We start from the raw sequence: 3,890 nt of genomic DNA, 5'->3' as shown, positions 1-3,890 counted from the left end.
TTTTTATGGATCTTGATTTCTTTAAAACCGTGAACGATACGTTGGGACACGGTGTGGGTGATATTCTTTTGCAAGCTGTTGCATCCCGGCTAAAAAATAGTTTTAGAAAAAGTGATACGGTATCGCGTTTTGGGGGCGATGAGTTTGCCGTCCTTATTCCTGATTTACATATGGAAGAAGAGATTGAGACTATTCTTCAAAATGTTTATGATCAATTTACTGCCCCTTTTGTGATATTGGAACATATACTCTATGTTAGTTTGAGTATCGGATACAGTTTTTACCCTTTGGATGAAACCGATTCCGAAATGCTTTTACGCAATGCCGATGCAGCTATGTATTATGCCAAAGAATCAGGACGGAATAAATACTCTCGCTATCAGAATGAAATGACCGCCTATATTCACGATGAATTGAAGATTCAAAACGAGTTGATTAATGCACTTCAAAACGGAGAATTTCTCCTTTATTATCAGCCTCAAATGAATATCGGCAATAGTATCGTAACGGGCGCGGAAGCTTTGATACGATGGAATCATCCAGAACGTGGGATCGTATCTCCGGGTGACTTTATATCTATAGCCGAAAAAACAGGGCTGATCGTCCCTATCGGAGAATGGGTATTGCGTACCGCATGCCAACAACTTAAAAATTGGAATGACCAAGGAATAGAGACCTTCACTATGGCCATTAATCTCTCTTCACGCCAATTTAAAGAGGAAAATTTTTTCAACAAAACCATTGATATTTTGAATGAAATAGGGGTAGATCCGAAAGATATTGAGCTTGAACTGACGGAAAGTATCCTAATTGATGATACGTCTAAAATTTTTAATATTCTGAGCGCATTTAAAACGTTCGGAATCCAGTTCTCTCTTGATGATTTCGGGACAGGTTATTCATCCCTGAGCTATTTAAAACATTTCCCCATCTCCAAACTGAAAATCGATCAGTCATTTGTCAAAAATGTTATGACCGATGGAAATGATTCTACTCTGGTAAAAGCGATTATAGCAATGGGGAAGGCACTAAATCTTACAACGATTGCTGAGGGAGTTGAATTAGCAGAACAGCTGGAATTTTTACGTCAAGAAGGGTGTGATGAAATACAAGGGTATTTCTTGGGTAAACCGATGCCTGCAAGCCAATTTGAAGTTTTTTTCAATGAGCGAAAAAGAGGTGAGTCCTGAAATTTAATAAGAAAATCATTTTTTTAGGTTTGTTTTACCATAAAATCTTATAATCACTTATTCTGAATGATTATTCATAAATAGGGGCTTTAAAATGGAAATCGGTTTAATGATCATTTTTTGGTACGGTATCTTGCACGCTTTTGGGCCGGATCATCTGAGCGCTATTACCGATTTTTCGATCGGTAAAGAGACGAAAAAGACATTTTTGATCGTAGGGGCTTTTGCGATTGGGCATGGGATCATGCTCTTTATCTTTGCAAAAATCCTGCAATATTACACATTGCCTGAAGCGGTTCTAGCCTATGGGGATGTGATTGCGTCGAGTGTGATTCTCTCCATCGGACTCTATTTACTGTATTTGGTCTATGCGAATAGAATCCATTTGAAAACGCATACTCATGAGCATAAAAAACACGTACACATTTGGTTCGGAAATGAACACCAACACGAATCTTCCACGACTGCATCCGCATTTGGGGTGGGTGTTTTGATGGGAATCGGCGGGGTGCGCGGTATGTTGGTCACTCTCGGAGTTTTGCAGGGACAAGCGGTTGACTTTAGCATGGTTTTAGCCTTTATCGCCGGAGTTATGGTGGTCTTCTTTAGCTTCGGTTTGGTCATTTCTTGGATTAATCGAGAGATTTTGACGAATATTCAAAATGTACGACGTGTTTTTGCTACGGTTGGTGTCATTTCCGTCTTAGTCGGCGGGAATATGTTATTAGCGTAACTTCGATTCCGTTCGCCCTGAGCCTGTCGAAGGGTGTGTCCATGGTTCGACATACCCTATAGGGCACGTGAGCTCACCACGAACGGAAAATATAAACTAAACAATAAGGATTTTAATTATGTGCAAAGACTGCGGCTGTTCTATTACGGATCACGATCACCATCATGATCACCACGACCACGACACTCATCATCACCATGATCATGGAGACCATGACCATCATTCTCATGATCATCATGCGGCGCATGAAACATTGCACCATAATCCGCAGTTGAACGATTCTAAAACCATCGCGGTGATCAAAAAGATTTTGGATAAGAATGATCAAGAAGCGCACCATAATCGTGAGCATTTCAATGAGCACGGGGTTCTTGCGATTAACCTTATGAGCTCACCGGGAAGCGGAAAAACGACCCTTTTGGAAAAAATGGGTGCGTTGGCTCCGTTTAAATTCGGTGTCATCGAAGGGGATTTGGAGACGTCGCGTGATGCGGATCGTCTCAAAGCGGTTGGAATCGATGCCGTACAGATTCAGACGGGGAGTGCGTGTCATCTGGATGCGTTTATGGTTCATAAGGGGCTACATGATCTGCCGTTGGCTCCATTGGATGTCTGTTTTATCGAAAACGTCGGGAATCTCGTCTGTCCGGCGAGCTACGATGTGGGATCGCACCTGAACATCGTTCTGGTCTCGATCCCTGAGGGAGAAGATAAAATCGCTAAATATCCGGTGATGTTTCGCACCGCCGATTTGATCCTCATCACCAAAACCGATCTGCTTCCCTATTTTCAATACGACATCGAGCGCGAAAAATCCGAAGCACGGAAGATCAAACCGGGTGTCGATATTTTAGAGGTCAATATTAACGATGAAGCATCCATTATGAGAGTGATTGAATGGATTGAATTTAAACGAAAGATGAGAGCGTAATTATGTGTTTATCGATTCCCTCAAAAGTGGTCAGCATTGACACGGAACTTAACATTGCAACCGTTGATACGATGGGAGTTCAGCGGACAGCAGGATTGGATTTGATGGAAGAGGGCACAGTTGCAATCGGCGATTATGTACTGTTGCATATCGGATTTATCATGAACAAGATCGATGAAGAAGATGCCCTCGAATCTTTGAGAGTCTATCAAGAGATACTAGAGGCACTCGATGAAGAAGAACGTAGGGCGTTGGTGCTGGAAGATGACAATTGTATCAACCGAGAAGCCCCATGAGTTCATTGGAACTCAAAGACCTCTATGATGGCTTTCGCAATCCCGAGGTAATCAAAAGCTTTCAAAAGCTGATTGCTGTCGAGGCAAAGAAGCTTGAACGAACCGTTAATATTATGGAGGTATGCGGCGGTCATACCCACACGATTATGAAATACGGTTTGACGCAGCTCTTACCGGAAAACATCAACTTTATCCACGGCCCGGGATGTCCGGTGTGCATCATGCCCAAAGAGCGGATCGATCATGCTTATACGTTAGCGATGCAAGAGGATGTGATTTTACTGACATTGGGAGACATGATCAAAGTTCCGGGAAGCCACGGTTCGCTCCAAAATGCCCGTGCCAAGGGTGCCGATGTCCGTTACGTTTACTCCCCGATGGACGCGCTGAAAGTAGCGGAGGAGAATCCGACTAAAAAGATCATCTTCTTTGCGATCGGTTTTGAGACGACGACCCCGATGAGTGCCGCATTGCTCGATGTGGTCATCAAACGTGATATTAAAAACATCTTTTTTCATATCAACCATGTCACTGTACCCGAAGTGATGAAAGAGTTGATCGACAGTCGTGATGAGCACGTCAACAGCTACGATCACCGTATCGATGCGTTTATCGGACCCTCCCATGTGAGCGTGATCAGCGGGTCGAAGATTTATGCGGTTTTCCCTGAACATTACCGTATCCCCGTCGTCGTTGCGGGATTTGAGCCGGTTGATGTGATGGAAGCGATTTATATGATG

Annotated in this window: 5 protein-coding genes; all 5 read left to right on the top strand. The window is 43.2% G+C overall.

The genetic code is table 11. The features are described from left to right. A partial coding sequence (locus tag A3G19_RS09490; RefSeq protein ID WP_294872328.1) for an EAL domain-containing protein occupies window positions 1-1,190 on the top strand: 1,190 nt, incomplete at its 5' end. A gap of 94 nt (window positions 1,191-1,284) precedes the next feature. After that, window positions 1,285-1,923: a hypothetical protein gene (locus A3G19_RS09485; protein WP_015654333.1), complete on the top strand. Its 639-nt coding sequence runs from the start codon at window positions 1,285-1,287 to the stop codon at window positions 1,921-1,923. Between the two features lie 118 nt (window positions 1,924-2,041). After that, complete coding sequence (gene hypB / locus A3G19_RS09480; protein WP_294872325.1) at window positions 2,042-2,854, top strand: hydrogenase nickel incorporation protein HypB; 813 nt, start codon at window positions 2,042-2,044, stop codon at window positions 2,852-2,854. Between the two features lie 2 nt (window positions 2,855-2,856). Beyond that, on the top strand, window positions 2,857-3,150 hold the full coding sequence (locus A3G19_RS09475; protein WP_015654331.1) for a HypC/HybG/HupF family hydrogenase formation chaperone: 294 nt from the start codon (window positions 2,857-2,859) through the stop codon (window positions 3,148-3,150). Next, the coding region (gene hypD / locus A3G19_RS09470; protein ID WP_294872322.1) for a hydrogenase formation protein HypD at window positions 3,147-3,890 on the top strand (744 nt) is incomplete at its 3' end. The genes A3G19_RS09475 and hypD, both read left to right, overlap by 4 nt.

This window comes from Sulfuricurvum sp. RIFCSPLOWO2_12_FULL_43_24 (assembly GCF_001829605.1).
Lineage (GTDB): Bacteria > Campylobacterota > Campylobacteria > Campylobacterales > Sulfurimonadaceae > Sulfuricurvum.
This window is presented reverse-complemented; position numbering and strand designations above follow the sequence as displayed.

Coding starts and splice junctions, on each gene's coding strand:
- A3G19_RS09485 (WP_015654333.1), top strand. CDS start 1,285: ATGGAAATCGGTTTAATGATCATTTTTTGGTACGGTATCTTGCACGCT.
- hypB (WP_294872325.1), top strand. CDS start 2,042: ATGTGCAAAGACTGCGGCTGTTCTATTACGGATCACGATCACCATCAT.
- A3G19_RS09475 (WP_015654331.1), top strand. CDS start 2,857: ATGTGTTTATCGATTCCCTCAAAAGTGGTCAGCATTGACACGGAACTT.